The 24,255-nt window shown below is 35.9% G+C and carries 19 protein-coding genes and 1 riboswitch; of the genes, 5 read left to right on the top strand and 14 right to left on the bottom strand.

The genetic code is table 11. The annotated features are described in order from the left end of the window. Window positions 1-134 precede the first annotated feature (134 nt). The 4 genes from B494_RS0108780 to B494_RS0108765 form a co-directional block, all read right to left on the bottom strand. On the bottom strand, window positions 135-689 hold the full coding sequence (locus B494_RS0108780; protein WP_017472022.1) for an NADPH-dependent FMN reductase: 555 nt from the start codon (window positions 687-689) through the stop codon (window positions 135-137). Window positions 690-1,076: 387 nt separating this feature from the next. Beyond that, the gene (locus tag B494_RS0108775) at window positions 1,077-2,081 is read right to left on the bottom strand and encodes an LLM class flavin-dependent oxidoreductase (RefSeq protein ID WP_017472021.1); all 1,005 of its coding nucleotides are present in this window, start codon (window positions 2,079-2,081) and stop codon (window positions 1,077-1,079) included. Window positions 2,082-2,327: 246 nt separating this feature from the next. Continuing rightward, on the bottom strand, window positions 2,328-3,524 hold the full coding sequence (locus B494_RS0108770) for a 3-phosphoglycerate dehydrogenase family protein (RefSeq protein ID WP_017472020.1): 1,197 nt from the start codon (window positions 3,522-3,524) through the stop codon (window positions 2,328-2,330). 178 nt (window positions 3,525-3,702) lie between these two features. Further along, window positions 3,703-3,783: riboswitch (ZMP/ZTP riboswitch) on the bottom strand. Between the two features lie 424 nt (window positions 3,784-4,207). Continuing rightward, window positions 4,208-4,636 carry a VOC family protein gene (locus tag B494_RS0108765; protein ID WP_017472019.1) on the bottom strand — a complete coding sequence of 143 codons (429 nt, stop codon included), beginning with the start codon at window positions 4,634-4,636 and terminating at the stop codon, window positions 4,208-4,210. 83 nt (window positions 4,637-4,719) lie between these two features. Between B494_RS0108765 and B494_RS0108760 the strand changes: the two genes are divergently transcribed. Beyond that, window positions 4,720-5,658, top strand: coding sequence for a helix-turn-helix transcriptional regulator (locus B494_RS0108760; RefSeq protein ID WP_017472018.1), 939 nt, complete (start codon window positions 4,720-4,722; stop codon window positions 5,656-5,658). A gap of 466 nt (window positions 5,659-6,124) precedes the next feature. Here the strand turns inward: B494_RS0108760 and B494_RS0108755 are convergent, their stop codons facing one another. Beyond that, entirely contained in the window at window positions 6,125-6,649 is a 525-nt protein-coding gene (locus B494_RS0108755) for a hypothetical protein (protein WP_017472017.1), read from the bottom strand. Window positions 6,650-7,016: 367 nt separating this feature from the next. Next, a complete protein-coding gene (gene uxaC, locus B494_RS0108750) occupies window positions 7,017-8,417 on the bottom strand; it encodes a glucuronate isomerase (RefSeq protein WP_017472016.1) in 1,401 nt (466 codons plus the stop codon). 123 nt (window positions 8,418-8,540) lie between these two features. Between uxaC and B494_RS0108745 the strand changes: the two genes are divergently transcribed. Further along, window positions 8,541-9,527 carry a LacI family DNA-binding transcriptional regulator gene (locus B494_RS0108745; RefSeq protein ID WP_017472015.1) on the top strand — a complete coding sequence of 329 codons (987 nt, stop codon included), beginning with the start codon at window positions 8,541-8,543 and terminating at the stop codon, window positions 9,525-9,527. Window positions 9,528-9,537: 10 nt separating this feature from the next. Here B494_RS0108745 and B494_RS19160 read toward each other — a convergent pair whose 3' ends face one another. The 8 genes from B494_RS19160 to B494_RS0108705 all read right to left on the bottom strand — a co-directional run bounded on the left by B494_RS19160 (window position 9,538) and on the right by B494_RS0108705 (window position 20,121). Then, the gene (locus B494_RS19160) at window positions 9,538-11,700 is read right to left on the bottom strand and encodes a glycosyl hydrolase family 28 protein (protein WP_017472014.1); all 2,163 of its coding nucleotides are present in this window, start codon (window positions 11,698-11,700) and stop codon (window positions 9,538-9,540) included. 19 nt (window positions 11,701-11,719) lie between these two features. Further along, entirely contained in the window at window positions 11,720-12,226 is a 507-nt protein-coding gene (locus tag B494_RS0108735; protein ID WP_017472013.1) for a hypothetical protein, read from the bottom strand. After that, window positions 12,223-13,335 carry a glycoside hydrolase family 88/105 protein gene (locus B494_RS0108730; protein ID WP_017472012.1) on the bottom strand — a complete coding sequence of 371 codons (1,113 nt, stop codon included), beginning with the start codon at window positions 13,333-13,335 and terminating at the stop codon, window positions 12,223-12,225. Before B494_RS0108730 ends, B494_RS0108735 begins: the two co-directional genes overlap by 4 nt. Window positions 13,336-13,337: 2 nt before the next feature. Then, entirely contained in the window at window positions 13,338-14,918 is a 1,581-nt protein-coding gene (locus tag B494_RS0108725; protein ID WP_017472011.1) for a glycoside hydrolase family 43 protein, read from the bottom strand. A 1-nt stretch (window position 14,919) separates the two neighbouring features. After that, the gene (locus B494_RS0108720; protein ID WP_017472010.1) at window positions 14,920-16,434 is read right to left on the bottom strand and encodes a glycoside hydrolase family 28 protein; all 1,515 of its coding nucleotides are present in this window, start codon (window positions 16,432-16,434) and stop codon (window positions 14,920-14,922) included. A gap of 31 nt (window positions 16,435-16,465) precedes the next feature. Beyond that, complete coding sequence (locus B494_RS0108715; protein WP_026065200.1) at window positions 16,466-17,356, bottom strand: carbohydrate ABC transporter permease; 891 nt, start codon at window positions 17,354-17,356, stop codon at window positions 16,466-16,468. Between the two features lie 25 nt (window positions 17,357-17,381). After that, window positions 17,382-18,356, bottom strand: coding sequence for an ABC transporter permease (locus tag B494_RS0108710; protein WP_017472008.1), 975 nt, complete (start codon window positions 18,354-18,356; stop codon window positions 17,382-17,384). A gap of 223 nt (window positions 18,357-18,579) precedes the next feature. Continuing rightward, complete coding sequence (locus B494_RS0108705; protein ID WP_017472007.1) at window positions 18,580-20,121, bottom strand: extracellular solute-binding protein; 1,542 nt, start codon at window positions 20,119-20,121, stop codon at window positions 18,580-18,582. A 297-nt stretch (window positions 20,122-20,418) separates the two neighbouring features. Between B494_RS0108705 and B494_RS0108700 the strand changes: the two genes are divergently transcribed. The 3 genes from B494_RS0108700 (at window position 20,419) to tnpA (ending at window position 24,102) form a co-directional block, all read left to right on the top strand. Continuing rightward, complete coding sequence (locus B494_RS0108700) at window positions 20,419-21,057, top strand: YesL family protein (RefSeq protein ID WP_017472006.1); 639 nt, start codon at window positions 20,419-20,421, stop codon at window positions 21,055-21,057. Window positions 21,058-21,115: 58 nt separating this feature from the next. Then, window positions 21,116-23,410, top strand: coding sequence for an AraC family transcriptional regulator (locus tag B494_RS0108695; RefSeq protein WP_017472005.1), 2,295 nt, complete (start codon window positions 21,116-21,118; stop codon window positions 23,408-23,410). 221 nt (window positions 23,411-23,631) lie between these two features. Continuing rightward, entirely contained in the window at window positions 23,632-24,102 is a 471-nt protein-coding gene (gene tnpA, locus B494_RS0108690) for an IS200/IS605 family transposase (protein WP_017472004.1), read from the top strand. Window positions 24,103-24,255: the final 153 nt, after the last annotated feature.

Genomic DNA, 24,255 nt, shown 5'->3' with positions numbered 1-24,255 from the left:
GCTTTACTGAATTAGCTGAAGCCGTGCCCGCAGAAAGGGAGTATATTTCCTCTGCGGGTATGTGATAAACCTACACATTCTAACATCATTCGTATTTGGAGAGCATATTTTGTTATGTCCCGGCCTCGTTTTGTTCATCGAATAGCTTTTAATGCGCCACTCCATTTTATCACTTGATCAAATAGTTCACTGGCATTAGCTGCGTGGTAATCTGCAGGCTTAAAAACAGAGAAATTTTCAAAATCACTCATTAACGAGAAGGTTAACGCTGTACGTACATCAGCAACTTGTAACTCACCTAGTATAAGACGTAAATTCTCATGTGAGCGTACGCCGCCTAAGCTACCATAACCTACAAAACCTGCTGCTTTATCGTTAAGCTCTGGATTTAGATAGTCTAACGCATTTTTTAGTGCGCCTCCAACGGCATGATTATATTCTGGTGCAACAAAGATGTATCCATCAAATGATGCGATTTTTTCTTTCCACGCATCAATAACCTCTGTTACTTGTACGCGATCATTTTCAGGAACCGATGCACCTAAGAGTGGGAGATTGTAATCCTTTAAGTCAACCAACTCATAATCTGCATCACCTCTGTTTTCAGCGAAATCGCACACCCATTTCGCAACCTGCTCGCCATTTCTTCCTTCTCTTACACTACCTAAAATAATACCTATTTTCAACATCTTAACGCCTCCTCTGAAATTAATCTCAAGTTCAAGATAAATATATTATATCTCGAATTTGAGATATCGTCCACTTATTTGCTCTTGCATTATAAATGTTTTTTAAACCGGACTTTTTCAGGTCGCTAAATTAAATATTCCTTGCACTTCCCTTATAATCAATAATGTAACAGTCCATCTTACTCGGGCCGCTTTGTCATGAGTTGATAAATGGTTTCAGCTGATTGATGGGGATCTAATGACGCTTGCCTCCCACCTATATCAGTATGCATCCAGCCTAGGTAACAGAAAATATGTCTATTTGATCCTCATTAATGAAATCGCTAGTTATTCATTTCATCATATCCTGCAATCAGTTTATTAAATCACTTTTATACATTCAACCGATTAAGCGTTATCGACAATATCCTTAAGTAATTGATATGACCGTTTTTGTTTTTCTCGATCATATATATAAGAAATGGCCATCACCTCATCAACATCAAATTGGTCTTGAAAATCAATCAGCTGTTGGCGAACAGATGCCTGACTGCCAACCAGAGAGTAACTCGACATTGAGGTTGCGGCATATTTCTCATGTGCCGTCCAAACCTCGTCCATATCTTCAACTGGCGGACTTAAAGGCTGACTTGAACCTCTTACAACATTTAAGAAAAATTGCTGCATCGATGTCATTTCATACTTAGCCTGCTCATCGCTCTCTTGAGCAATAACATTTAAGCAAACAATCATATAGGGTTCCTTCAAGAAACGAGATGGCACAAACTGTTGTCGGTAAATCTGAATAGCTTCGGCCATATGCTGCGGAGCAAAATGGCTAGCAAAAGCATAGGGCAATCCCTTCTTAGCCGCTAATCTAGCTGAATCAGTCGATGAGCCTAATATATAAAGCGGAATATCCGTATTAACACCAGGATGTGCTTTTACATGTCCTTGCTGCTCAAGTGGACCAAAATATTTCAGTAAGGTATCTACATCATCTGGAAACGTGTAGACAGAGTCCTTACCAGTTGATCGTCTTAGCGCAGATGCTGTCAACATATCTGTACCAGGAGCTCGGCCTAGCCCCAAATCAACCCGATCTGGATAGAGAACAGCCATTGTTCCGAATTGCTCGGCTACAATGAGAGGCGCATGATTTGGAAGCATAATCCCCCCAGACCCAACCCGGATCGTCTTTGTGTTTGCTAACGTATGATTAATAAGCACAGCTGTCGCAGAACTCATTAACGTTGGTGTATTATGATGCTCGGCAATCCAATAACGACTATAACCCATTTGTTCAGTCGCCTGTGCCAGTTCAACCATTGCATCAATCGCTTGCTTTTGATCTTCTCCTTGTCTAATTGGCGCCAAATTTAAGACAGACAAAGGGATATTAAGACGCATCATAACTTCACTTCCTTTTGTATCGTATTTCCAACATCTTAACACGCCGTTAATCACTGCTCAATTTATTTGATCTGAAACTTATAAAACCCGACAAACCAAAGGATGAAAAGCTTTATGGGTAGTATTTCATGATCAACCTGATTTAGCCAGGCTACTCAACGTAGCTGGTTCATTTTCCAGTAAAAAATAAGACCACGAGAAGCGTTTGGACTGAACGCTTCCTCGTGGCTTTTACTAGCTCCAGTATTAAATAAATCTTGTCATAACGATTCCTTCGACTGTCTTTAATTTCATTTCTATTTCTGACAGCTTCTTATGTTCCACCTTATCTTCCATGTCAATAATGGTATAAGCATGCTCCTGTTTTCCGCGATTAACCATATCTGCAATGTTTAAATGAAAGTCTGATAATATACTCGTAATCTGACCAACCATATTAGGCACATTTAGATGAAAGACAGTTAACCTCGTTTTCCCCGTATAAGGAAGGTTAGCATTTGGGAAATTGACAGAATTACTTATGTTACCTGTTTCAAGATAGTCTTTTAGTTGTCGAGCCGCCATGATCGCACAATTTTCTTCAGATTCTTTTGAAGAAGCCCCAAGATGTGGAATCGGAATGACATTTTCCATATTTAAGACAGTTTCATTAGGAAAATCAGTTATATATTTTCCAACTTTACCTGTAGCTAAAGCATCTGCCATATCTTGATCATTAATGAGTTGATCACGTGAAAAATTCAGAATAAACACATTGTCTTTCATCAACTGCATTGTCTTACGATTAAACATTCCTCTTGTTTCCTCAGTTAATGGCACATGTATCGTAATATAGTCTGCCTTAGCAAACAATTCTTCAATTGATAAGACACGTTTAATCGATCTTGATAATTCCCATGCCATATCAATAGAGATAAAAGGATCAAAGCCAATCACGTCCATGCCTAACTCAAGTGCATCATTAGCCACACGTGCACCGATAGCTCCTAAACCAATTACCCCTAATGTTTTCCCTCTAACCTCTTTACCAACAAATTGCTTCTTACCTGATTCAACTAATTTAGGTATAGCTTCTCCTTGCCCTTCCAATGTACGTGCCCAAGCAATCCCGTCAAATAATTGACGAGATGATGCCATTAAAGTGGTCAACACTAATTCTTTAACTGCATTGGCATTTGCTCCCGGTGTATTAAATACCACAATACCCAAATCTGTACACTTTTCAATTGGTATATTATTTACACCTGCTCCAGCTCTAGCAATTGCTCTCAAACCCGAACCAAATTCCATATCATGCATGTTATAACTTCTTAACATAATTGCTTCTGGATCTTGTACTTGCTCATCTATAAAAAAATCATCTTTTAAAAATTCCAAACCTTTCTCTGAAATGATATTTAATGTCTGAATCGATTGTTTTTTATTAATAATTGCCGTCCCCATTATAAATCCCCCTACTTTAATTAATAACAACCAGACGAACCTTCAAGCAATGGCTTTTTGTTCTTTTCCCACTGTTTGGCAGTTGAATGAGTCAGGACATCGGTGTCCGTTATCTCTCGCCTAAATAGATTAGCTCCCCTCCTTTAAAAAGCAGAAAGAGGTAAGGAGTTAAACTCCTTACCTCTGCCCAGGCGAACGGCTATATATTACAATACGCTTCCTCACGGTTAATCCGTGTACGCCAGTTACGCATTGCCTTGTTTATCGTTAAAAACTTATGAACAAAGATAATATAACAAAAAAAACACACCTAATCAAGTCAAAATGTTAACATTAATATATTTTTTTAAAAAAACGTTCGTTTCTATTGGTATGGTTGAATGGCTCGGTGAAACTCCTTTAATGGGCTTGCTTCTACTCTTCGATAAAAGGTGTAGAGACCTTGTTTCAGCGTTCATCTCTTAATACAACCTCTAATAACGTTGATAAATCAACATTTATTTATCAAATATCATATTCTTACCTAAGCATTATTAAAATACCCCCTTGTCATTTAAATACGACAAAGAGGAATTTTGATCATTGATTGTTTTCATTTTTTAAGATACTCATAATGACAATGCCATGCCATTTTCCCGTGCAATACTGCACCAGTGATAAATTTTCATGCCAATCAAATTAATTCATACTCGCCTTTTCGTAAATAAATGGAAACATATTCCGAACGGATCTTTTACATACCCATAACCTTCTGTATAAAAATCGTCTGTGTATTCTCTTAATATGCTTGAGCCTTTTTCAATCATTCTGTCATAGATAGCTTTTGTTTCTTCCGCTGTATTAAAGGTAAGACAAATAGAAACATTAGTACCTTCCGTAATAGGAAGACCCTCTGTATCATCAGCCAGCATTATTTTAATGTTCCCAAATTGTAATACAGATTGGTCAATTCGATTGTAATCATCTTCAGAAATACCTTTCTTGGCTTGTTCTGGTCTGTCTTTCACCCTTTGCATATAGACTATTGTTGCATTAAAAATTTCTTCATAAAACAATCGTGCTTCTTCTGCATCGGTTGTTATTAAAAAATAGGGCGATACTTCAAACGCCATTATAAATCCTCCTTATCATTTTGATATAATACAAGTATAAAATTAAATGGTGCCACTTTACGGCACCTTAAGGAGAATTTTGTATGAAAAAATCAATGCGGTTATATCATATGATTCACTTTGTCAATACAAAGACCGTCTTCAACCTCTCTGATTTGATGGAGAAATTTAATATTTCAAGGAGAACAGCATTACGAGATATTCAAGAAATGGAAATGCTTGGCGTGCCCATATATAGTGGAACCGGAAAACACGGGGGATACCGAATCATCCGAGAAAGAAATTTGACAAAAATTGATTTAACGAATGAGGAAAGTAACGCTTTGATATTTGCCTTAACCAGCATTTCGAATATGAATTCTCTGCCATTCAGCACCACTTATGAAGATATTTTTCATAAAATATACACCAATTCTACTGCTGAACAAAGGAATAGCATTACTTTCTTTAAAAATAAAGTGAAGTACCATCATATCCATGTAAATAAGAGCGAGTTTGATGTAACTCCTTTTATTCAAGTTATGGCTAAAAAGAAATGGCTACATATTATTTATGCTGATAGAAAAATGAACGGACTTTATTTCATCATCGGCTTTCTTTTTAAAAATGGACTTTGGTATATGGTTATTACAAATGAATCGATGAACTATACCAAGATTCTAAATATAGAAAAAATTAATGAACTTCAAGAAATAACTGAAATGAAAGAAATACCAAAGATAACGATGGATAACTTTCAAAAGTATATGTTTCGTCCTGATAATAAAGTTAAAATAGAAATTCATTGTCAGGAGAGAGGTCTCAATATGCTAAAGAATCATCTTTGGGATAGCATAACGATTTCCCTCATAAGCGATGATATGTATCACTTTGAAACTTATGTGAATGAAAAGGATTTGAATTTTATTTCCTCTTTACTAAGTAAAATGGGTAAACATATTAAAGTAGTCTCACCAGAACCTTTAATACAGCGAATAATTAACGAGTTAGAGAAAGTCTTAGTAATGTATAAGAATAGCTAGGACTTTTAATTTAAAGGTTACTTGGAAATAGCCATTTATAAAAAGTAATAATTTTGAAGAATTCATTTCATTACCATCTAATCAATAAAAGAATGAGTAATTTGCTGAATGTCGTAATTGTATTATAAATGTTATAGCCAGACTATTAGAGAAAATTAGGTGTTTCTTCATCAGCTTTAATTAAAACTGAGGTGCACGACGTGTTGCTTTAAGATCGTATTTCTTACACTTGTTTGCAGCTTCACAACTCGCATTCGCTCGATTTTATTATAGATAACCGTCCATAAATCACCTATCTTAAAGTAGAGAGTAGAGCAAATTGAGTGAGGTGGGTGTTTTACGGAAACTAATATTCGTTTTATCACAACTAACAGAAAAGACGAATGAACATTCTATTATTGAATGATCATTCGTCTTTTCTTCTATTCTATTTACTTTTGTATCAATCTTTTTTTAAAAAGCTTAATTATTCAACTTCTACAGTTCCTGTTACGGTTCCACCAGTTAAATCTGCTGACTCTTGATATTCTTCACTAGCAAAGTACACGTTTCCATCAATAGTACCATCTGGAATAGAGAATCCATCAGCTTTTACGTAAACATCACCTGCAAATGTACCGCCTTGAATGCGTGTATTTTCATTTTCTATTGTGATACTCGGTGCAGTTAACGTAAACTGATCGATAATTACGCGATCTTCATCTTGAGTATAAAGAGCAAGTTTACGAGCTGGTTCATCATTGTTCTCAAAACCACCAGTAAGAACTAATTCTTCACTTGTTTCTAAGTCACCTTCGAAAATAACAATCCATGCACCGTCGTTAGACACACCTGATAGTAATGACTCTTCATCTTCAACGACAACTTGTGTTGCACCTGTTGTTGCATCAGTATCTTCTTCTGTATCACCTGCTGTATCATCATCTGCACCACACGCCGCTAACAATCCAATGATTAGCACCATCATTAATAACGTCATCAATTTTTTCATAGTCTTTCTCCTCCTAAATTATCTATCTATTGTGACACTGTTCACATACTATATTAACATAAAACTCTTAAAAGTCTATGAACAAATTGTGAATAGTTGATCATTTTTTTATTTTATTTTTTTAGTTTTAAGTTCAAATGTAATAAAGAAATATACTATAATATTAAGTTGTTTTCTTGTTAAATACTAACCTTAACAACTGATAGCTTTTGTTGTTATTTTCACATAATAATAAATGATTTAGTCCGCTAACTTTCGAGCATTATTAGCAGGAACACGGAAAAAACCAAGAGAATCAAAGGCGGTACCCTTGCAATTAAAACCACCCCATTCGCCTTTGATTCTTTTTACTTTTGTCCTCCTTTAATTAAAACTGAAAGTATCTTTTGGCATTATTGTAACAAATATTTCTTACTATTCCCCCAAGCTGTTCCTTTTCAGCTGGATACTCGCCATCTTCTACCCATTGAGCAATCATCTGACACATAATTCTTCGAAAGTATTCATGCCTTGGAAACGAGAGAAAACTTCTTGAATCTGTTAACATGCCAATAAAATTACCCAAAACACCTACATTAGCTAACGCCTCCATTTGTGAAAGCATACCTTGCTTTGTATCATTAAACCACCATGCTGTACCTAGTTGCATTTTTCCAGCTATACCTTCCCCTTGGAAACTACCAATTGCTGTTGCCAATATCGGTAAATCATTTGGATTTAGTGAGTAAACAATCGTTTTAGGCAGTTGTCCATCCTTTTCTAAACGATCAAAAAAGGATACTAGAGGCTTAGCAATCAGGTGATCATTAATGGCGTCATAACCTGTATCTGGACCGAGTTTGTCTAACATTCTGTTATTATTGTTTCTAAGTGCGTTGATATGCAATTGCATCGCCCACCCACGCTGCTTATAATGCATGGCCAAGAAAGTCAGCAAATAGGACTTAAATTGATCGGCTTCAGCCTTAGCTATCTGCTCTTGAACTAACGCCTTGTCAAATACACGGGAAGCTTCTTGCTCTGTAGCCAGCACGTTATTAAATTGATCTAACCCATGGTCTGATAAACGACAGCCATGACGATGAAAATAATCCATTCTTTTTACAAGCCCATGCAAAAGATCTTGAAATGTTGTTATCTTTGTTTTAGTAATGTTTGATAATTGCTCTAACCAAGGTAAAAAATGTTCTGTGTCAATGGCCAGCGCCTTATCTGGACGAAAACTTGGTCTTACACTTACATCAAACGTTTGATCTTTCATTAATTCATTATGAAAATGCAAATCATCTATCGGATCATCTGTTGTACAAATAACTTCAACATTTGACATCTCAATAAGGTTTCTAACTTTTAATTGTCCTTCAATTAATTGTTGATTGGCTTTTTCCCATATGATTGGAGCAGTATGCTCATTAAGTATCTCATGTGTATTAAAAAAACGTTGTAATTCTAGGTGTGTCCAATGATACAAAGGATTTCCAATTAACTGAGGAACCGTCTTAGCCCAAGCACAAAATTTATCATAGTCATCCGCTTCACCAGTTATATACAGCTCCTCAATTCCCATTGCACGCATTGCACGCCATTTATAATGATCACCATGTAACCATACTTCTGTTATGTTGTTATAGCTACGGTTATAATAAATCTCAGCAGGACTTAAATGGCAATGATAATCAATAATAGGCATTGCTTTTGCATAATCATGAAACAGTACTTTAGCAAGTTCATTTTTCAGTAAAAAGTCTTCATCCATAAATGGTTTCATTCCATTACACTCCTTTTTTATATGTACACCTGTCATAGATGCAATTATTAGATGATTATGGTACATTAAGTTCTAAATAAGCATTAAATGATGTTGATAAAAGGACAAGCGAAGGTGGATTTCATGGGAATTACGATAAAAGATATTGCTCAACAAGCTGGCGTTAGCTATTCAACCGTGTCGAAAGCGTTGAATGATAGTCCACTTGTTAAACCTGATACAAAGCTTAAAATAATTGAAATTGCACGCACATTAGGTTATCAACCGAATTTTGCAGCCCAACACCTCGTGAAAAAACGCACCAATACCATTGGTCTGATCTGGCCTACTATTGCCCGTACTGTTCCAGCTCAACTAGTTAGTCTAATTCGAGAAGAATTAGAACAGCAAGGATATGCTATGATTCTGTCTGTCGATTCACTTCTGAAAGCACTCGATACATTTAAGCGTTTTCAAGTTGATGGTTTAATTATTTTTGAAGGGGTCGATCCCGTACCACCTCTTTCTTTGTCTATTCCTATTATTACCTATGGCATATATCATCCCAATAAATCCTATCCTATCATTGATGCTAATCATCGTTTAGCAATGGATAAAGCGGTTGATCATTTAGTTAAACTCGGTCATTCTCGCCTCCAATTTATCGGGGACTTAGATTCAAATGACCCTTTTCAATATGAGAAACAGCAAGGATTTATCAAGGCACTAGAAAAATATCGACTTCCCATTGGAGACCATGCCATCATTAATACTCATGGTTTAGATTGGTTTAATGGGTATCAAGCCATTAAAGATTGTCTAAACCAAAAGCAATTAGAGAGTGCAATCATTAGTGGAAGCTATGAATTGAGTGGTGGTATTGTTCGCGGTTTAAAAGAACACCAGTACGTAATACCAGAAGACATCTCTATCATAGGTTATGACAATATCCCTCAAATGGCTCACTTAGAAAAACCGATAACATCCGTCGGCGTTTCAATGGATAAGCTCGCTATAACTATTGTAAAACATCTCATCAATTTATTAAATGATAAAAATGATGTACATTTCCCTGTTAAAATGATACCAGAATTAAATACTCGGCATTCATGTGCTAGATTAGTATTTTAATCGTATAGATTTATTTTGTTTTAAACACTTGAGGATAGGTTATTCGATTTGATTCACCAGCTATTTCAATTTGGTTGGATTGATCAAGGTTGCCAGTAACCGATTCAATAGATAGATGGTTAACATCAATTAGACTACACCAAGTTGCTGTATTTAAAAAACTTTTAATATCTATGAATGAAATAAATTGACTATTTATGCACTGGATCCCTTTATCAGCTGTTCCGGTCAGCTTTCTTATCGTTATATCAACTAGTGGCTGTTCTGGTAATCCAATCATGTTTACTAACTTATTGGCACCACTCACTAAAATTTCTTCCATCCAAATGTGGCGAGTTAAGGGCACAAGATGATTATGCCTTGGATCTGCTGGTTCCTTTTCATGTGTATAATCCATCCGAATACTAATGGCTTCACCTTCAATATTAAACATGTTGATTTTTTCAAGTTGAATATATTCAATGACACCTCCTCTCCCTTTCTTCGATTTGATACGAATCCCTTTATCCGTTCCAATGAATTGGCATGAACGCACTTTAACATCTCTTACGTCTCCTGACATTTCACTACCAATCACAAAACCTCCATGACCATGAAAAACACGACAGTTTTCAATTAAAACATGTTGACAAGGCATTTGCTTTTTATCAGCTTCTCTACCCGCTTTCAGACAAATCGCATCATCACCAACATCAAATTGGCAATGATTCACATACACATAGCAACAAGATTCAATATCAAGACCATCTCCATTTTGTGCATACCAAGGGTTACGTATCTTAACGCCTTCTATAACAACATTTTGACAGAACCACGGATGAATCGTCCATGCGGGTGCATTTTGAAATGTAACATCTTTTAATTTGATCCGTTTAGATCGTCTGATGCTAACCAAGTTAGGGCGGAGATAATCCCTAATTTGTTGATAGTCTAATTCTGTCAGCGATTGTGACAGCACTTGATTCTCCAACAAACGCGCGCCGTTTCTCGCTTTCTCTGTTGGCCACCATACTTGTCTTTCTTTATCCACCACTCCTCCTTTCTGAATGATTTTATCCCATTGATAATTAGTCATTTTCCATTTTTTTATTGGTCGCCAATATTGACCCGTTCCATCTATTATACCCGTTCCAGTGATCGCAATATCTGTTAAATTATCACCATCGATAGGTGCTTGACACCTCATCATTTCTTGACCTTCAAAGCTCGATTTAATTAATGGATAGTCTTCCAAAATCGGTGAAAAGGTAATAATTGCACCTGGTTTTAAATGTAATTCAATCTTTGATTTCAATTTAAGGGGGCCTGTTAGCCATATCCCATCTTCAATGATAATCTTGCCACCACCTTGCTGATCACAATGACTTATCGCTTGATGGAAAGCTTTAGTATTATCATGGATACCATCAGCTATCCCCCCAAAATCCGATAAGAAACAAGTATACGCAGGGATGATCGGTTCATCAATCGAAAAAGGAATAAATACTGGCTTTTCATTCCAAAGCTTTAAGTATTTAATTAAAGGAATAGTTAATAACTTAAGTTCGTCAATGACTAATTGAGCGATCTGCTTGGCTCCTTCTAATGAAAAGTGTGTATTATCGATTTTCCCCTCTGGAAAATAATCATAGCGACCTTGATCAACCCATAAAAACAATAACTTAGATTGTTCGATTCCGTACCTTTCATATAGATTAGCACTTAATTTAGTCAAATCAATTAACGGTACTGATAAAGTTTTAGCTAATTTACGGACAGCCTTTGTGTACTCCCCATGGCTATTGACCACGTTCCCTACCTGATTAAACTGCCTTCTTGCTACCGGTGTGACTAAGATTGGTTTCGCACCTTTCTTGATCGCAGATTTTACAAAATAGGTTAAATTCGTTGTATAATCAAGGTGAGGTTCAGTATGACGTTCTTGATCTTGCTTTTGATCATTGTGACCAAATTGAATAAATAAATAATCATCTGGTTCAAACCTCGCTTCTACTTGCTCAAATCTACCTTCATTTATAAAACTTTTTGTACTTGCTCCTGACTTAGCATAGTTATGAACGTTAACTTCATCATTAAAGAACAAATCAAGAATTTGGCCCCAACCTGTTTGTGGGTACTGATAAGTAGGATAATTGGCTACAGTGGAATCACCAATTAAAAAAATATTCACCATTTCGCTCCCCCTTATTCGCTTATTCTAGCCAAGTTGCTAGCAATTGTTTCGATTGATTAACGTCATTAGCATAGATTGGAACAAGAGCCACCCATTCTTTGGTTTCCCTGATTGACGGAATAAGATCTTCAGTTATTAGCTGAATCCCATAGACATAGTCTTTGTTTTCGATCTTGTGAAAAGCCGTGAAGTGTTCTGTTACTTGATTCTGATTAACAATTTCATCTAATGGCACAAGACCTTCTGGATCTAAAATTGTCGACGTAAGTAAAGTAGTATCGATAATCAGTAAATCACCATTATGAGCAGCAATTTCCATAATTAAACGTTCATAGACCGGTGGAATAATCTCGACATTTAAATCAACTTTGGATGTTTGAATCAATCTATCATTCGTCCATGTTTCAATCACTTGTTCCTGGTTACTATAATCCAATTCAGTAAATAGTAAAACGTGTTGGACTTCATGTTCAGCACACCCAAACAATCCGATCAAACATAGAAACAGTAGACTTGTTAATTTCATGCTAGACTTCCTTTTAATCCACGTAATTGTGCAATTTGAATGCTTGCTAAAACAAAAGCACCGACACCATGTAAGTCATTAACACAGGTTTCTCTATTAATGTAGTAATCATATGTTCCAATCGATGTACCAATGCAAATGTCTTTCAATAATAGATGACCTCTTCCATCAAAATTAACCTTTTCCTTAATAAGACATTGATAGCTTTCATCAACCATTGCTACGTAATCACTGCCAATATAACCTTTATTTATCGCTTTTGCTATTGTATAAATAAACAAACAAGAACAAGAAGCTTCCAACCAGTTATCCTGTTGATCACCTTTATCAACCACTTGATACCATAAACCTGATTCTTGATCACGGTATTTAATTAATGCTTCGATTAACTCAACCAAGACTCGCTTTAACGTTGGTCGCTCCAAATGATCATTTGGTAGTAAATCAAGAAAAAGCGTTAATACCATCGCATACCACCCTAATGCTCTCCCCCAAATTTCAGGTGCATGCCCCGCTTCAGTTACCCATGTCGCTGTTTTGCTTTCATCGTAGCCATGATAATATAATCCTGACTTCACGTCTTTCGTATACTTTCGCATTAGTTGTTCTTGTTTAAGAACCAAATCAATTAATTCAGGCTCTCCATGCCATTGACCATACTGAATTGAAAATGGTCCTGCCATATAGAGGCCATCAAGCCACATTTGGTAAGGATAATGATCTTTATGCCAGAAGCCACCTTCTTTCGTCTGATTTAAAGTGTTTAATAGATGTCTTAACTTGGAAGCTGCGATAAAGTAACGTTTGTCGTTTGTTTCTTTATATAATGGAAATAATAAAAGACCTGCTTGAATAGCATCGAGTTCACCTCGGGCGAATAAAAAATTACCGGATGCATCAATCAATCCATCAACATATCGTTTAACATACTGATAATAATCGTTATTATTAGTTAGCTCCCAAACATCTAACATACTCCAAAGGAATACACCTTGATGATAATGCCAACGATTTTTAGGCGGTAATTCAATTGAATCGTATTTGTTCATTAGGCTGCGACAAGCTAATTCTGCCCATTCAAGAGCCGTTTTTTCTTGAAATGCATTCATGTTTATACCCCCTCTTTATCATATAACGCGCTATATTCGAACCAATCAAAATCTGCCCAATTATCACTTTCAGACCCATTTCCGCTAATATACAAACCAATATACGCACCGACAAAACCGCCTGCTTTATCGGTACTTAATATGGTTCCATCGATATCTTCAGCTAATATTTCCCATTTGTTTGGTTGTAAAGCATAATAAAAAGAATAACGTTGTTGATCAGCTTCTACTTTTAAATAAAGTATAGATAGATTTAAGTTTATTTTAGATAAACATTGATCAACTCCAGCTTCCCGTCGCGTTAACATTAAGTATGATTGTTGATCAATTCGCATATATTCAAATCGAAAATGATAATCATGGTTCTGCAATAGGACAATACCTGCTGATTCACGTTCCTGAATTGGCACGTATTCCATCTTTGTTTGTGCACTAAAACATATATGTTGTTGGCGCCGACCAATAAAAGCTGGATTAGCTTCCTCAGTTAGTTTGATCGACTTAGCTTTAAGACGTAAATAACCTGGTCGCTCTGTTAATGACCAGAATTGGCCACGAGGAGTACGAATGAAATTCCAACAATCAGCCAAATCCTCATCTTCAAAATGATCACAGGCTGGCACACTCGACCATTGGTGTTCTGGTAGTCTTGGAAAAGTCATAACCGGATCAATCACACCCTTACCCGGATTAACTACAGGCCAATCATCTTCCCAACTAACAGGTGCTAGAAAAGACTCCCGACCTAAATTTCTGTATAAACCACCATAAGGACGTGATGCTAAACAAACAAGCCACCAGTCACCGTTTTGTGTTTCTACGAAATCCGCATGACCGACGTTACTTATCGGGTAATCCCTGCCTAAATGACGGTGAGTTAAAATTGGATTTGTTTTAGCGGATTGATAAGGACCTGTTATCGATCGACTTCTAGCAATCGTCACAGCATGGGTGAATCCTGTACCGCCTTCTGCAATTAATAAATAATAATAGCCATTTCGTTTATAGAGATGTGGTGCTTCTTGGGCATGAGCATTTTTTAACGCCCCGTCCCACAATCCATAGCTCGTACCTATTAGCACATTTTTATTGGTATCAAGCTCTTGTAGCCAGATTTGATTATGCTTTGAATAATCTTGACCATCTGGTGGTACGCGATTACCTGTGTAATAAGCTTTACCATCATCGTCGAAAAACAATGATGGATCAATACCAGGAGCGCCTTTTAACCAAATCGGATCTGACCAATCACCAGCTGGATCAGTAGCGGTAACGTAAAAGTTTCGCCGTTCACCACATTGGCTTTCTACGAAAGTTGTAATCATATAAAAGATTCCATCATTATAACGAATCGTTGGGGCGTATATCCCTTTGGAGCATGGCGTGCAATCTAAGTTTAATTGACTAGGACGATCCAAAATATGACCTATCTGTTTCCAATGAACTAAATCCTTGCTATGAAAAATCGGAACACCAGGAAAATATTCAAAGGTTGATGTAACAAGGTAATAATCTTCGCCTACTCTGCAGATCGAAGGGTCTGGATAAAAACCCGGTAAAATCGGATTTTTAAACGTTTTCATTTTATCCATCCTTTCGTTCATTTAACTCGATATACATTTGACCGAGTTGCTCATATTGTTGGCCTTCAATTGTATAATTTGACACCGATTGGAATGAAACAACAGGAACTGATTCATGCTTGTTATTTGTTTGAAAATTCATTAAAGTAATATTCTCGCCACTAATAACCTCAAGAGCAGGTCCATTTTTTGTATTTATCAGTAAATCTCTACATGTAAAATCCTTAACATATTTCCCATAAATGCCCGAACCTGCAACAATCATCGGCTCCTTAATCATATCAGGTTCACCACCTTCTACATCATCAATTAATGCCATATCAATAGTGATATTGGACAATATGATATTTTTTATCGGCATCTCTGGTAGACCATAAATAAATCCAGCCGCCGCCCTTACTCCTTTAGCTAGAATATCCGTTAGCTTAATATCCTCAATTTCAGGCGTTCGTTCAGTTATAGGTATCGGTTGATCAATAGTCATTAATGGATCTTCACTATTGACACCGTATCGATAAAAAGCATTTATCGCTATCGGGCACAAGCAATTTTCCATGATAATGTTGTTAACCAAAACCTGCTTAATATAACTGCCTCGCGCACGATTTGTTTTCAATCGAATCCCCCGATCGGTACCAACAAAAATACAGTTACTAATCGTGACATTCTTTATTCCTCCCGAATTTTCACTGCCTAATACAACCCCACCATGACCATGAATCATGGTGCAGTTACTAATGGTAATGTGTTGTGAAGGGACCGCTATTTTCCGCCCATCTTCATTAATACCAGACTTAACTGCAATACAATCATCTCCCACATCAAAGTGACAATTTGATATCCGCACATGTTGGCAGGAATCAATATCTAAACCATCACCATTTGGCGTATCTTTAGGATTATATATTGTTAATCCATCGACGATGACTTGATCACAATACAACAGATGTGTATTCCAAAATGGTGAATTTTGTAATGTGATGCCTTCTAACTTTACATGTTTACAATGGTTCAACTGTAAAAGAGCTGGTCTTAAAAATTGAGAAGGCCATTCAACGATATTCGTTTGGTTCGGTTCTGTGAAATCTTGATTTAATTGATTTAATCGTCTTGTCACCTGATTCTGATAAGAGGCTCCCGTTTTGAGCAATTGATTGGTTAACCACCAGTTCTTGCCTTGGCCATCAATCACGCCTTCACCTTTGATTGTGATATACTCAAGATTTTCTCCATATAAAAGAGGTGAAAAGGCATAGCACTGATACCCAGACCACCTTGTATATACGGGATGATAACGGTTGAAATTATCATCAAATAATAACTTAGCCCCAGCACTTAAATATAATGTTAGATAACTTTTCATCTTTATTGGACCGGTGCGATAAATGCCTGGAGGGAAGTATATCGTTCCCCCTCCACCTTTTTCACATTTATCAATTAACCATGCTATTGCGTCTGTATTATCTGTCTGATTATCACCAATAATATTAAAATCTGTTGCCATATAATCAAACATTCTATTCCCTCCTCAGCCATATTTCTCTGAACTAACCTTTCACTGAACCGAGTAAGGCCCCTTTAGCAAAGTATTTTTGCAAAAATGGATATACCAGTAAAACGGGCACGGTAGCAACAACAATGGTGGCCATTTTAATCGTAACTTCTGGCGGTGGCACATCAGTATAAGCCGTACCATCATAGTTAAACCCACTTGCTAATACGACAATTTGACGAAGTAAAACTTGAACTGGCCATTTGGTCGAATCACTTAAATAAAGAATCGCATGCATGTAAGTATTCCAATACGTTACCGCATAAAATAGTGATATTGTCGCAATGGATGGTAACGATACGGGGATCACAATACGGAACAAAATACCAAAATCACTTGCCCCATCTATCTTTGCTGATTCTTCTAATCCCTGTGGCAAATTCATAAAAAAACTACGTAATATAATCATATTAAACGCATTGATTGTCACTGGAATAATAAGCGCCCACAAAGAATTTAGTAAACCGGTTTGTTGAACGACGAGGAATGTCGGGATCATCCCACCATTAAATAACATCGTAAACACAATTAAAAAATTTAACGCTCGACGCCCAACAAGATCACGCCTAGATAATCCATAAGCAGTCAATATCGAGAAAAACATACTCCAAATGGTCCCAACAAATGTGACGAATACTGATATACCTAATGCTCTAAAAATCGTATCTGTGGAAAAGATAAAACGATAGGCATCAAGCGTAAACTTTGTCGGGAATAACAAAAATCGGGTACTGGCTATTTCGGCACTCGTGGCAAATGAACTACCAACTACATGGATAAATGGTAAAATGGTTATTAATCCAATTAACCCAAGTAAAGTATAATTTATGACATCGAAAACTTTACTCCCTACAGAGATTCGAGTTGCTTGATTTTTTTGTTTCATTTTCTTCACCTCAGCTTGATATAAATTAATAAATCCCTTCTTCATTGAATGCCTTAGCAAGGCGGTTCGCAATTACTACCATAATTAAACCGACCACCCCTTTAAAGAAGCCAACAGCTGCACTATAACTAAATTGTCCTTGTTGAAGTCCAGCCACATAGACATAAGTATCAAAAATTTCACCGACATTACGATTCGACGCATTTAATAAGAGATAAACATGTTCAAAGCCTAATTCAAGTACATTCCCAATTTTAAGAATAAGTAAAACGATAATTACACTTCGGATCGCTGGCAAGGTAATGTGCCAGATTTGCCGGAAACGATTAGCGCCATCAATCTTTGCCGCTTCATATAATTGTGGATCAACCGCTGTTATAGCTGCAAGGAAAACGATGGTACCCCAGCCTGCTTCGCGCCAAATGACTTGAATAATATAAATCGGCCTGAACCACTCAGCACTCATTAAAAAATTTATCTTGGCGAAGCCTAAGCTCTCTAGAACAGAGTTAATAATACCACCATCAAGTGTCAACATCACAAAGCTAATTGATACGATAACCACCCAAGACATAAAATGCGGGATATAAATCAAGGTTTGGATTCCACGCTTGTATAAAGAATGACGTACTTCATTTAACATCAAGGAAATAATAATAGGGATAGGGAAATAAACAAAAATTTGTAAAGCAAACAAAGTTAACGTATTCCTAAAAATCGTCCAAAATTCAGGACTTGTAAATAAACGCTCAAAATGGGTGAATCCTACCCAAGGACTACCTGTTATTCCTAAATAAGGTTTGTAATCTTGAAAAGAAATGATTAAACCATACATAGGAAGGTACCTATACACAAGAAAATAAATAATGCCAGGCAAAATCATCAAGTAAATCATTTTATTTCGCTTAATTCGTCTCCATAATTCTGAGCGCCTTCTCTTTCGATCAACAGCACTAAGTTTTTTTTTGGCTTTTAACTTTGGTACTACAATACTACTCATAAGCAAAACCTCTCTTCTTTCTTTTGATAAAAGATATAGCTTTAAGATAAAGTTAAATGATCCCACCATAACAGTAAATAATCATTTTATAAGTTTGACGCCTCTAATTTCGGAATTTAGCGATTTTTCTCTTTAATATGTGCTAATGATTATCCTATCCTCCTACGACTATATAGGGATAAAATGCCTGTCTTAATAGGAAGACAGGCATTTCAACCATTTCTTAATTGCTGTAATTTTCATTAAATTCATCAATGATTTGTTGACCACCTTGAGATTTCCAATTTTCTACTGCGGCGTCAAAACCTGCTTGATCAATTTGGCCTAAAATATACTGATAGGTGGCATCTGTAATAATTTGTTCCAGTCTTGCACCATCTCTGGTAAACGTTTCAGAATAAAGCGGTACTGTCGGATCTTCTATTAAATAATTTTCATTATCAATAAATAAATCTTCAGATTTTGCTTTTGGTTCATAATCGAAGTAACCTTCGTAGCGACCATTTGTTTCAGCTTCACCAACTTCTATTGCTTGATAAGGTCTAACTTCACGATCGAGCAATGCTGTATCATCAACCGGTAATGCTCGCCCATCAATGACTTCATAATGGACGTCTTCTATTCCCCAATATGCATAATTCATGACCTCAGGTGTCATCATTTGATCAAAGAAACCCAATATTTTCAATAACTTCTCTTCAGTTTCAACTGAGCTTTTTGGAAACATGACCAAATTTCCATAGCCAGGAATAGACCAAATACCATACTCCCCTGTCGGTCCTTCCACATAATTATGAACATCTAGTTCAACATCAGGGTTTATCGTTACCGCGTCACTGTATATACTAACGACATCCCCCATCGATCCTATATAAATGCCAGCAGAGCCATTTTTAAAAAATTCTTGCTGGTCTACTTTGCTTGTTACAGGAAAGTCCTGATTTATATAACCGTTTTCATGTAATGCTTTAAAATATTCCATTGTCTCAAAATACTCATCAAACATAAATTCCGGCAAAAGTTCCCCTTCACGTTCTCCCCAATTATTAGGCGTGTTAAACCATGAAGCAACGGTCTTAAACGCACCATAAATCAAGTCATTACGATCGGTAATCCCAAAAGTGTTATCACTACCACTCTGATTCGGGTCATCTTCTGTGAATGCTCTTGCCATTTCAAAAAATTCTTCTGTGGTGGTTGGGGCTTCTAATCCCAAATAATCCGCCCAATCCTTGCGGTAAATTATCCCTTGTCTAGATAGTGGACGCCCCTGATAAAGCGTATACAACTTCCCATCAACTCGTGTATTATCCTGAACATTATCTTTTAATTTCTGTAAATTCTCAAATTGATCCAAATACGGGTCCAATTCCCAAAATTGTCCATCTTGGATGGCGTCACGAAATTGAATAAATGTGCTTTGATTTTTCAAAAAAACTGCTTCAGGTAGTGTATTCGTAGCAAATGCCGTATTCAAACGATCTTCATAATTATTGTCTGGTACCCATTGAATCTCTATTTCTGTATTCGTTAACTGCTCTATTTCTTCTAAGACCGTCTCTGCTGGCACTTCCGGTGTGTGAAGATTAGCCATGATCGTAAATGCAAATGGCTCTTGATCCTCTTCTCCAACATCCATACTCTGGTCTTCATCATTACCGCCTTCCACCTCATCAGAGGAAGCGCTTTCATTATTGCAAGCTAAAAGAATCATTGCCAACATCACGAACATTAACCCCATTACAAATTTACGACAACTTAACATCATTACAACCCTCCAAATCAAATTTAAAATCTATTGCATAGTAAATATTAGTGCAATAGCCTGATTTCGTATATAATCACTTTTACATATGTTGGTTTATTATGATAAATCATTCACATCATTAATTATTTATCAGTCAAACAATGATGATTCATTAGAATAATCATTATATAGGATAATCGCTTTCAAATGTTCTTAACTAATGATTATTAATATTTACCGAAGTTTTCTACCATAATCATACAGAAGTGTTATAATAATGTCGATAGATATCTTATAAAATAGTAGGTGAATATAATGGAAACCAAACGTTTATTAAGTATCATTAATCATGTTGCAGTGATCATTAGTCGTTATGCCTATATTAATTTATTATGGGTTGCTTTTGTTTTATTAGGCGGGGTTATATTTGGAATAATGCCTGCTACAATAAGTATGTTTACCGTTATTCGAAAGTGGTTGCACCAAAATAGTGATGACTCAATTTTTCAAACTTTTTATTACACGTATAAACAAGAATTTATTAAAAGTAATACTCTAATGGCGGTCCTTCTTGTTTTCGCTGTTCTCTTATATAGTAATATCGCCTATGCAGGTTTGATTAGAGAGACTAGCTTATATCCTTTTTTCTTAGCGATTACTTTTATTGCACTTTCCCTATATATCATTTTAATGCTTTATATTGCCCCTGTTTATGTTCACTATCAATTTACTTTTAAGCGTTACTTAGCGTATTCGATTCATATTGGCTTAGCTAACTTACTTCATACAACAGCAATGGTTGTAAGTCTATTAGGATTTTATTATCTTTCAATGAAATTTCCTGGTATAATATTATTTTTTAGCTTTAGCGTAAGCGCTTCAATTGTTGATTTTTTTGCTCAATTTAGTTTTAACAACCTACAGACTCAGGAAACAACCGTTAAGTCAGCTTAACTATAACTTTTCTTAATTGATACTTAGTCAATAAAATTGAAGTGTAGGAGTAGATAACATGAAATGGTGCCGAATTAAACATTATTATAAAATGATGATCGTTATATTAATGATCAGCACTGTTCCTGTCATTATAACGGGAACTCTCTCTTATTGGCAATCCTCTCAAGCGATTCAAAATTATTCAAATCAAGAGAAGATGCAAAATATTTATCAAATTCAAACAAACGTAGAACAAGTTTTAAAAAATATTGATCACTCAATCACTTACTTTGTCCGCACCTCACAATTGCAACAATATATTCATGAGTCAATATCAGCTGAAACTTTTTCTGATTATGATACCATAAAAAGAGATTTAAATCATCTCCAAACACTAGATACGGGTATTGAAGATATTGTGCTCGTCAGTCTTGAACAGGGTTGGCTTATTAACAATAATGGACTGATGCACATCGATCAATCAACAAAGGAATCCATTACCAATCATTATCTCTCATTAGCTGACAATTCGACATGGATACTAGAAGAGTATGAGACAATTGGCTTGCCTCATACTGTGCAACATCGAAGCTCACATTATATCAATCTAGCAAAGAAGTTACCTTTATTAGCATCTGAAAAAACCGGACTTATTACCGTATTTATTCCAAGTAGTGCGCTGACTGAAATCATGGAAAGACGCGTTGATGCTGAATCTTTTCTCATTTTAGATGAAGCCAACCAAATTATCTCGCATTCTAATTCAAATTATATAGGTGATAATTTTACCATGCCTGAACAAATTATCACATCTATTAGATCCCAGGCAAAAGAAGGACAATTTGATCATATTATTGATGATATCCCATATAAGGTAACTTACCTTCATTCTGATTATAACAATTGGACTTATCTCTCTTTAGTGAAAGTAAGTGATTTAAACAAGCGTTCCAGTTCAATTGGTTGGATAACATTTATTATTTGCTCTATACTTCTCCTGTTGTCCTTGATCGCCTCAATTCTTAGCAGTAAAAAGCTTTACCGACCCATTCGTCGCATTCACGAGCTCGTTTCACAATCGAATGAGGAGCATCAACAGCAGTCGTTAGTGAATCAAAATGAATTTAGTTTAATTGAAACACATATTAATCAACTTCTTAATAAGAACAAGCATTTAGAAGTGAGGATGCAAAATCAAGTTAGTCAGCTTAAGCAGCTCTTTATCATTCGGCTTTTACAAGGGAAAGTTACTGCAAATGAAATTCCGATTAAATTAAACGCATTTAATTATCCAAGAGTGTGGAAACAACTTACCCTTTTATCTTTACAGATCGATACATTAAAAAATCATTCTTTTGATAAAAGTAACAGTGACTTACTTTTGTTTGCAATTAATAATATTATTGAAGATCTCATTGATAGTCAAAAGCGTTTGACACCTGTTGTGATTAATCATACCCAATCGACGATTCTGATTAACAATAATGATGATTACCAGCAATATATGCGCTTCATTAATGACAAGGCTAACTATATTCAAAAAGAAGTGAAGCGAATCTTTGGTTTATCAATTAGCATTGGAATTAGTCAACCATTTAAAGATTTAATTGAGGCTAAAGAAGCTTATCATGAAAGCATTGAGGCACTAAAATATCGAATTAAAGTAGGAGCTGAATCGGTGATTTTTTTCGATAATTTAAATAGAAGTGGTCAACTTTTCATTGATTATCCGAAAAATATTAAATATAAACTATTTGATGCCATTAAGTTGGCCAACCGAACCAAAGCCGATCATGAATCAGAAAAACTATTTACGTATATTAATAGAGAAGATCATCATCATAATTATTATCAAATCATCTTAACCCGCTTCCTTTACGATCTTATCGAATTAAAACAAGTCTTAGGTGTTGAATTAGCGCAAGAAGATAATCAAGTATTCCTGACTGAATTCTTTGAACTAAAAACGTTGGCAGATATAAAGGATTGGTTTACTCAAACATTCATTTATCCTTTAATTGAAAAAGTCGAAGCTAGAACAAAATCAGAAGATAAAACATTATCCGAAAAAATTATTCAAATCATTCAAGATGAATTTGATCATGATATTTCCTTAGATATAATCGCATCTAAATTACATTATAATCCTAATTACTTAAGTAACATCTTTCAAAAAGAAACCCATCGGTCGTTTAGTGAATACTTATTGCTTTATCGTATCGCAAAAGCTAAAGAGTGGTTAGCTGAAACCAACATGTCAGTTAAGGAAATTGCTGCTAAACTAAAATATAATAACTCACAAAATTTCATAAGGTCCTTTCGGCGAATTGAAGGCCTTACACCTGGAAAATATCGAAATGAACTTCGATAAACTACCTTTTTCCTCTACGAGTTAGCGTCTAGCATAATAAAACGAATGATCCATTCAATATATAAAGGGATCATTCGTTTTGATTATGGTCTTCGAAAACCCCTGGCTATGCCGGGGGTTCCATAGAGCTTCTAGCGTGGTGGCACAAAAAAGCCTCTCTTCTGGTAAGATAAGGTTGGTTTCCCGACCACCAAATCTCACTAAAGAAGGAGGCATGTCCAATGCAGGACAAGAATAGTTTAGCACATACACAGTGGAGATGTAAGTATCACCTCGTTTTTGCACCAAAATATAGAAAGCAAATAATCTATGGAAAATATAAAAGAAGTATCGGAGAAATAGTGAGAGAACTATGTGAAAGGAAAGGAGTCGAAATACACGAAGCTAATGCATGCAAAGATCACATTCATATGTTAGTAAGTATTCCACCAAAATTAAGTGTATCTCAATTCATGGGGTACTTAAAGGGCAAGAGCAGCTTAATGATTTTTGACCGACATGCCAATTTAAAGTACAGATATGGTAATCGCAAATTTTGGTGTAGAGGCTACTTTATAGATACAGTGGGAAGAAATAAAAATCAAATTCAAGAATATATTAGAAATCAGCTAAGAGAGGATTACATGAGTGATCAGTTAACCTTATTTGAAGAATTTGATCCGTTCACTGGAGAGAAAAATAAGAAGAAGTAAGAGATTCTTTTAGAATCAGTGAGTGAGTGTGGTGCAAAAGGGAAAACCATTCAGTGGGCCTTTTAGGCCGAGGCCGGTAACAAAGGCTTTCAGCCGCAGAGCAAGAGGTTGGGACAAAAGTAAAAAACGTAAGATCAGTTGCGAATGATCCGT

The sequence above is a fragment of the Amphibacillus jilinensis Y1 genome (genome assembly GCF_000306965.1).
Taxonomy (GTDB): Bacteria; Bacillota; Bacilli; order Bacillales; family Amphibacillaceae; genus Amphibacillus_C; species Amphibacillus_C jilinensis.
The sequence above is the reverse complement of the archived record's forward strand: the minus strand, read 5'-3'. Positions and strand labels throughout refer to the sequence as shown.

Coding starts and splice junctions, on each gene's coding strand:
- B494_RS0108695 (WP_017472005.1), top strand. CDS start 21,116: ATGAAATGGTGCCGAATTAAACATTATTATAAAATGATGATCGTTATA.
- B494_RS0108720 (WP_017472010.1), bottom strand. CDS start 16,434: ATGTTTGATTATATGGCAACAGATTTTAATATTATTGGTGATAATCAG.
- B494_RS0108715 (WP_026065200.1), bottom strand. CDS start 17,356: ATGAAACAAAAAAATCAAGCAACTCGAATCTCTGTAGGGAGTAAAGTT.
- B494_RS0108770 (WP_017472020.1), bottom strand. CDS start 3,524: ATGGGGACGGCAATTATTAATAAAAAACAATCGATTCAGACATTAAAT.
- B494_RS0108710 (WP_017472008.1), bottom strand. CDS start 18,356: ATGAGTAGTATTGTAGTACCAAAGTTAAAAGCCAAAAAAAAACTTAGT.
- B494_RS0108755 (WP_017472017.1), bottom strand. CDS start 6,649: ATGAAAAAATTGATGACGTTATTAATGATGGTGCTAATCATTGGATTG.
- B494_RS0108700 (WP_017472006.1), top strand. CDS start 20,419: ATGGAAACCAAACGTTTATTAAGTATCATTAATCATGTTGCAGTGATC.
- B494_RS0108775 (WP_017472021.1), bottom strand. CDS start 2,081: ATGATGCGTCTTAATATCCCTTTGTCTGTCTTAAATTTGGCGCCAATT.
- uxaC (WP_017472016.1), bottom strand. CDS start 8,417: ATGAAACCATTTATGGATGAAGACTTTTTACTGAAAAATGAACTTGCT.
- B494_RS0108765 (WP_017472019.1), bottom strand. CDS start 4,636: ATGGCGTTTGAAGTATCGCCCTATTTTTTAATAACAACCGATGCAGAA.
- tnpA (WP_017472004.1), top strand. CDS start 23,632: ATGCAGGACAAGAATAGTTTAGCACATACACAGTGGAGATGTAAGTAT.
- B494_RS0108780 (WP_017472022.1), bottom strand. CDS start 689: ATGTTGAAAATAGGTATTATTTTAGGTAGTGTAAGAGAAGGAAGAAAT.
- B494_RS0108725 (WP_017472011.1), bottom strand. CDS start 14,918: ATGAAAACGTTTAAAAATCCGATTTTACCGGGTTTTTATCCAGACCCT.
- B494_RS0108745 (WP_017472015.1), top strand. CDS start 8,541: ATGGGAATTACGATAAAAGATATTGCTCAACAAGCTGGCGTTAGCTAT.
- B494_RS19160 (WP_017472014.1), bottom strand. CDS start 11,700: ATGGTGAATATTTTTTTAATTGGTGATTCCACTGTAGCCAATTATCCT.
- B494_RS0108735 (WP_017472013.1), bottom strand. CDS start 12,226: ATGAAATTAACAAGTCTACTGTTTCTATGTTTGATCGGATTGTTTGGG.
- B494_RS0108705 (WP_017472007.1), bottom strand. CDS start 20,121: ATGTTAAGTTGTCGTAAATTTGTAATGGGGTTAATGTTCGTGATGTTG.
- B494_RS0108730 (WP_017472012.1), bottom strand. CDS start 13,335: ATGAATGCATTTCAAGAAAAAACGGCTCTTGAATGGGCAGAATTAGCT.
- B494_RS0108760 (WP_017472018.1), top strand. CDS start 4,720: ATGAAAAAATCAATGCGGTTATATCATATGATTCACTTTGTCAATACA.